Below are 6,117 nucleotides of genomic sequence, written 5' to 3' on the forward strand. Positions count from 1 at the left end.
ACCACAACCTCATCGCCTCCAACAGCGAGGACAACAAGCAAGCACTCAAAGACATGCTCAGAATTGCGGCTCGATGAGGGCGCGGAACGGTGCCATGGCGTTGTTGCTGGTGACTCTGGTAGGGCTTGGAGGTTGCGCCGGAAACCCAAACCCGGGTTCGACCGAGCCAACTGTGTCAACTGCGCCAACTGTTGCCAACACACACGAGGAAACGATGAACGCAGAATTGACCTGGCAGGAAGCCAAAGCCCACGCCCAAGCAATGGAAGTGGAGATCGCCGCCCTGATCCCAAAAGACGCAGTTGTCTCGATCGATCAGAAGAAGACGGGCGTGCTTCTGTCCTGTAACAAGACCCAGCACAAATGGAAGGGTTCCACGACCATCACGGTCGCCGAAGGAACCAAAATTGAGCCGATCGTGAAGGACATCGAAGCCCATTACCAGAGCGGCGCATTCGGAGTCAGGAACAGGCTTGATATCGGTGGATACTACGAAGTCCAAATGATCGCTCGCAGCGGAAGCGGTGAGAACTTTATTGTCGCCGAAGGGTTAGCCCCAAACGAGATTCGCATTGATTCGGGTTCTGAGTGTTTCACGTTGCCGGAAGGTATTTACCCGGGTGGGGATTTCTAAACCGGGTTCATGTGGACCGGCAGCATTCTCGGCTTTCGCGATGAGTACGAACAGCACGCCTTTCAAGGCCCACGACGAACTCAACCGCATGATCAATAGTGAAAAATTCAGCATCCTCATGAACAACTACAACCTCATCGCCTCCAACAGCGAGGACAACCTGAAGGCGCTTCGGTTCATGAAGAAGTTGGTTAGGCAATGAGAGTGCCGCACCATGCTGTGTTGTTGCTGTTGGCTGGTTCGATGGTTCTGGCCGGTTGTGCCGGAAGCCCCGGAGAGACTCCCATCGAACCACCAGTACCCACCGCACCAAAGACAATGGAGGAACCGATGAACGCTGAACTGACGTGGCAGGAAGCGAAAGCCAAAGCCCAGGCTATGGAACTGGAGATCGCTGCCCTGATCGCAAAGGACACTGTTGTCTCAATAGATCAGAAGAAGACGGGCGTGCTTTTGTCCTGCAACAGAACCCAGCACAACTGGAACAGTTCAACGACCGTCACGGTTGCCGAAGGAACCAAAATTGAGCCGATCGTGAAGGACATCGAAGCCCATCACCGGGCGAACGGACTCAAGGTGTCCGTCGACATGGATGTAGACGAAAAGTATCGAATTCAAATCAGTCTGGGTGCCGGGGAGAACTACATCGTCGCAGAAGACTTGGCCCCAAACGAAATCCGTATCGCATCAGGTTCGCCGTGCTTCACATCAGGCAGTTCTGATGCTGTTGAAATTGAACAGGATGGCCGAGGGGAACCCACCAAATGAAGGGGCCCGGTATCTCTGCCCGTTTCCGAAGAACTGGATTACCGCGTCACGCGGTCGCGGGTGCACTCGTTCGCCTAGTATTAGTCAAGCGAATTGAAAATTGCTCATTGATCCAGACGGTTGAATGCACACCTTATGGACATCGATAATCTGCTCATTCCAAATCAAAGGAAAATTCCATGGCTGAGTCTAAACTTGTCCCGCAGAAGCCCACTGGAGCATTCATCGGCGCTAGCTGGGTTGCGTTGCTCATCGGTGTGTCGTCCTATCTCATCGGTCTTTGGAACGCAACGAGCATGGAGCTTAACGAGAAGGGATACTACTTCACGATCCTGCTCTTCGGACTGTTCGCGGTAATCTCGATCCAGAAGACGATTCGAGATCGAGCTGAGGATATCCCGGTCACGAATATCTACTACGGCGTGGCATGGTTCTCCGTTATTGCGTCACTTTCGCTACTGGTCATCGGTCTTTGGAACGCCGAGATGCTTCTGTCTGAGAAGGGCTTCTACGGTCTGGCTATGCTGATGTCTCTCTTCGGAGCTATCACCGTTCAGAAGAACGTGCGAGACATGGCAGTGTTTGCCGAGGTCGAGAAGACCGAGAACCCAAAGCGAAAGCTCCTCTCGGGTCAGGACATTCCTGCCGCAACGCCTGGGTCTACCAACCGCCCGAATTCCAATCCGGCCCCCGGTCGACCTGAATGAGTTGAGAGCCTTAATACACCTGGGCGCTCTGGTTCCAGGGCGAAGAGCAGCCCCTCTACAGGAAGGTTGATGGCTTGCGCGGTGGCCGTCCAGCGAGCCTGTACGCTAGTTTTCCTGCCGAGCTCAGGCCGAAGAATCGTTCTAAGAACGCGCTGAGTTTGGCGATGACGTTTTGTTTTTTCTCGCCGTGACCGCCTGCCACGGAAAAGCGCGAAACTGGCGGTAGAACTTTAGTGATCGATGTTCCGATGGCGAGTATCTGGCCGTCGCGGAATGCAGATATCTCGTCTCCTGCGCGTCCACGCGCGATTAAGTTGTGTTCGAGTTTAACGTCTAGGTTACCGGCGAACTCTTACCCTGGAGTGCTCCCTCGCCTGGGATAAGACGCGATCATGATGAAGGGGACTTTCGGTCGTCTCCTACTGGAACTGTTGGACGACTTCAAATCCCGCGGCGTCAGGTTCCGCTGTAAAGAGTCGGCATTGCCACCGACCCCGAGAGCAAGCTCGAAGTCGCAATGGACCAGGCTAGGGTCACCATTCCGGCGCGGCGGCACGATGGTCGGGTCGGACTCCGTTGATCCCCAGGCGGTCTTGACATCATGCGAGCCGCGAGGCATTGCAGGGCAAGCCGCGATGGCTCTGCGAACATGCGAACATGTTGCATATAGATCAAGCCGTTCTCGACCAGGTCTCCTCGGAGTTGCAGGCGTATGTCTATCTGTTGGTCGATCCCGGATCCGGGGTCCCGTTCTACGTCGGCAGGGGCCACGGTCTGCGGCATGCGGTGCATGTTGCTGAAGCTCTCGTCCCATTCGAAGAGGACGCCGGGGAGCGGTCGCGGAAGCTCACGCGGATCGATGAGATCCTGGCCGCGGGCCGTGAACCAGAGGTATGGATCCTGCGTTACGGGCTCCGCCCGGGCGAGTACACCGCTGTCGAGGCCGCGGCAATAGACCTGCTTATGAGCTTCCCTATTCTCTCGAACGGCACGGTACGGCCCACACTTCCTCTCGCGTTCGCGGAACAGATCACCAATGCCCGCAGGGAACAGGCGCGAGGTCATGGGGTGACATTGCTCCAGTCGCTCATCGACGAGTTCGCCGCACCGCCACTCACGACAATGAAGCCGCTCCTGCTCATCACCCTCAACGGATTGGAGGAGATTCCCGCGGGCCAGTCGATCGCCGGAGGGCGAGTGCGGTACAGTGCGGGATTCAAGCCTGAGTGGTTGACTTCCGCGGTGCGGAGACAGTCGTTCGCCGAGATCGGGGAGTCCGTCTCCGCATGGTGGAGATTAAAACCGGACGAGGTCGCCGCATGGGGAATCGAATATGTCGTTGCCGTGCATCGTGGAGTGACTCGGGCACTGTTCAGGATCGTCCCTGACTCGTGGGAGTTCGACACGAGCGGCAGGAACAAGAATGGAGACCCGATCCGCTATACCGCCTTCCAAGTCGACGTCGTCGAGTCGGGGAGCCTGTTCGAGGAGATCGTGGGAGCCTATGGCCGAAGGGTCCCGGCCCTGCCACCTGGCGCGCAGAACGCGATCGGCTATTGGCCGCGGAGAGCCAAGCGCTGAAGCGCTTGGCTGGGTCCCCAAATATAGGTAAAAAATCCACACCATAATGTCAGTTATGGTGTGGCCGTAAAGCCGGCGTACAGCTTGTCACGTTCGAGGTCCCCGACAGATGGGCTTCGGCCGGCTTGCACGAGTCATGGGCTGACCCTGTTCGGGAGAGACATAGACCACCGCGGCGTCTTACCCATTCTGCCAACGAGCAGGGTTTCCCCAAGCTCCAGTGTGTAGCTGTCCCAAGGTAAGAGTGCACGTCCCAACTTGTGTCAGGCTTGTTCCATGACGCATGGGACGGGAGAAGGGACTGAGCTGGAGAGGGTTCGGCGGAATTTTGCAGCCCACGTAAGCGCCTCGGACGATTACCTTTTGATGCTGGGAATGAGTCACTACACGTTCATCAAAGTGACGACATCGCTGACCTGGTCCACCTCGCTTTTGATGGGCACGATGCAGATCAGGGAGGGGCTTCTTTCCATGAACCTGGTCGGTGACGGGAGCCTGCAGGAAGCCTTCACCAACACAGAGTTCAGGTGGGACGGGTTCGGCATTAGTGAAGATGCGTACGCGGTGGCCGAGCTCTTCCCTGCGGTGGTGTTCCAGCGGAACGCATGGGTCCACAGTGATTTCCTTCACGCCCTGGGGCATGGTGAGTACCTGGGACGCATGACTGACACCGGCCCGGGCTACATCGGACCTCTTGATCCTGAGTTCTTTGGCACGGTAAGTGACTGCCTGGTTGTCCTTTTGGAACACCTTGCGAAGATTCTTGAAGCGCTGCGCCCCGAGCAGGCAAGTAATTTTGCCGGCAGCGAGCATCTGATTCGTAAGGACTTCTACCGAGATCTTGATCTTGGGACTCTAGACACGTTCTCTGGCCAGATCACCCGCCTTGGCCCCACGAACAGGGACATGAAAAGTGCAGTGAAGCAGTGGGCTAAAGACAATGTTCCAAAAGACTTCGTTTCCAAAATCGAGGACGATGAGAACGCTCCCCGATGAGTATCTGTCATGCTGGCACGTCACTGTGCAGTGGAAGCCGGAAACTACGGCCGGTACTCCAAGGTCCGGTATCTGCTCACTGAGGATGACGCGCTGGTGTCCGTCCTCCGGCGGTAGCCATTTTATTTATCGGACTCTGACCCGCCCGGATGAGCAGAGAAGATGGTGCTACTGGCTGGCCGACGAGGGGCCGAAATCGGACGTTGGTATTCAATTCTTAGTCCTTTTGCGGCAGTCTCGGCTTCCATCTTCTTCAAGGGCTTGGAAACGAGTGTTGCATCTGCACCGTCCGTAATGAATGTTCGGCTGGCACCGAAGGTGCCCCTCAGCTCCTCAACGGCGTGCTGTCCCCACTGCAGCATCACCAGGGCACTTTCCTCGGTCATGGTGCAGAGGGTTATTGTGCCGCCGCCTTCCATGGTGTGCGTCCCGACCTTCGTGTGAAATAAGGCGGGTGCCCATGCCAGCCCGTGGGCGAATCCCGAGCACAGCTGCCAGTCCGAGAAGAACTGCGAGTCCCTGGCTGTATCAACTTCCTTCAGTGCCTCCGTTCGATTAAGCGACGCCGTCACTCTCGTCTTCTTCAGGCCCGCTTTGGCTGCAGCGTCCGACAAGGCAGCAGCGGCAACTTTGTTTTCAATTGCCCACTTAGTAGCCTCGGCCCGCTGGTCTGCTGACAACGTGAGGTTTTTCGAGCGATGATGGTGAAACTTGACGGCGTTGGAGTGTGAATCGTAAGCGATCCGGAGCGCCCGTTCCTGTCGTCCGGATCGCTCTTGTCCTGTCAGTACCCACATACCCAGACCGGCAAGCTCAATTGCTCCGCGCACCAGGGTGGGAACCGCGACAGGGCTTAGGCGACCGACTGCTGTCACCAGGGCGAAGGCGGATGCCAGATCGTCAACGGCCGCGTCCAGAAGCGTTCGGACTACGGCGGCAGTCCCGGGTACTTCCGGTATGCCTAATTCGTCACCCGCAAGCAGGGAGTTCTGGGCCAGGGGATACGCGTAGGTGTCGGCGGACAATTCCTGGACTTCAGCAAGCCAGGAACTAAGCTGTTCCCATTTGTCGGAAGGGGCGGGCGTTTCGATGATCATGTCATGAAGTTTGCCAGCACTTTACGAGCGGCTCACATACGAACGATCGATGACTCCGCCGACGAGGTGTATGCGGCCGTATGGTTTTGTGAGAAAGCTTGATAGGAGCTCTTTCCCGCATGACCGATCGTAAGAAGTACACGCAGCAGTTCAAGGATGAGGCTGTTGAGCTGGTGATTTCCTCTGGCCGTCAGATCTCACAGGTTTGTCTGGAGATAGGCGTCCTTGAAGGCACGCTGGGGAACTGGGTGCGCAAGTACCGGGAGAATCATCCGGATCGGGTAACCGCTGGCCAGGAGAAGGCGCCGGTGTCTTGGGAGCAGCATCAGAAGGC

Annotated in this window: 8 protein-coding genes; 7 read left to right on the forward strand and 1 reads right to left on the reverse strand. The window is 56.9% G+C overall.

Going from position 1 to position 6,117, the window contains the following annotated elements:
• The first annotated feature begins 94 nt into the window (after positions 1-94).
• The 6 genes from ABIB51_RS21530 to ABIB51_RS21555 all read left to right on the forward strand — a co-directional run bounded on the left by ABIB51_RS21530 (position 95) and on the right by ABIB51_RS21555 (position 4,686).
• A complete protein-coding gene (locus ABIB51_RS21530) occupies positions 95-634 on the forward strand; it encodes a hypothetical protein (protein ID WP_354191387.1) in 540 nt (179 codons plus the stop codon).
• Positions 635-674: 40 nt separating this feature from the next.
• Positions 675-836 (forward strand): hypothetical protein, encoded by a 162-nt coding sequence (locus ABIB51_RS21535; protein WP_354191388.1) that lies wholly within the window; start codon positions 675-677, stop codon positions 834-836.
• Positions 837-964: 128 nt separating this feature from the next.
• A complete protein-coding gene (locus ABIB51_RS21540) occupies positions 965-1,402 on the forward strand; it encodes a hypothetical protein (protein ID WP_354191389.1) in 438 nt (145 codons plus the stop codon).
• Positions 1,403-1,581: 179 nt separating this feature from the next.
• The gene (gene yiaA, locus ABIB51_RS21545) at positions 1,582-2,109 is read left to right on the forward strand and encodes an inner membrane protein YiaA (RefSeq protein WP_354191390.1); all 528 of its coding nucleotides are present in this window, start codon (positions 1,582-1,584) and stop codon (positions 2,107-2,109) included.
• Between the two features lie 657 nt (positions 2,110-2,766).
• On the forward strand, positions 2,767-3,690 hold the full coding sequence (locus ABIB51_RS21550; protein WP_354191391.1) for an LEM-3-like GIY-YIG domain-containing protein: 924 nt from the start codon (positions 2,767-2,769) through the stop codon (positions 3,688-3,690).
• A 276-nt stretch (positions 3,691-3,966) separates the two neighbouring features.
• Positions 3,967-4,686, forward strand: a complete 720-nt coding sequence (locus tag ABIB51_RS21555) for a hypothetical protein (RefSeq protein WP_354191392.1) — start codon at positions 3,967-3,969, stop codon at positions 4,684-4,686.
• A gap of 122 nt (positions 4,687-4,808) precedes the next feature.
• Here the strand turns inward: ABIB51_RS21555 and ABIB51_RS21560 are convergent, their stop codons facing one another.
• Positions 4,809-5,783, reverse strand: a complete 975-nt coding sequence (locus tag ABIB51_RS21560; protein ID WP_354191393.1) for a hypothetical protein — start codon at positions 5,781-5,783, stop codon at positions 4,809-4,811.
• 119 nt (positions 5,784-5,902) lie between these two features.
• Between ABIB51_RS21560 and ABIB51_RS21565 the strand changes: the two genes are divergently transcribed.
• A partial coding sequence (locus ABIB51_RS21565) for a transposase (RefSeq protein WP_354191394.1) occupies positions 5,903-6,117 on the forward strand: 215 nt, incomplete at its 3' end.

This window comes from Arthrobacter sp. UYCu712 (assembly GCF_040547005.1).
In the GTDB taxonomy this organism is placed as follows: domain Bacteria; phylum Actinomycetota; class Actinomycetes; order Actinomycetales; family Micrococcaceae; genus Arthrobacter.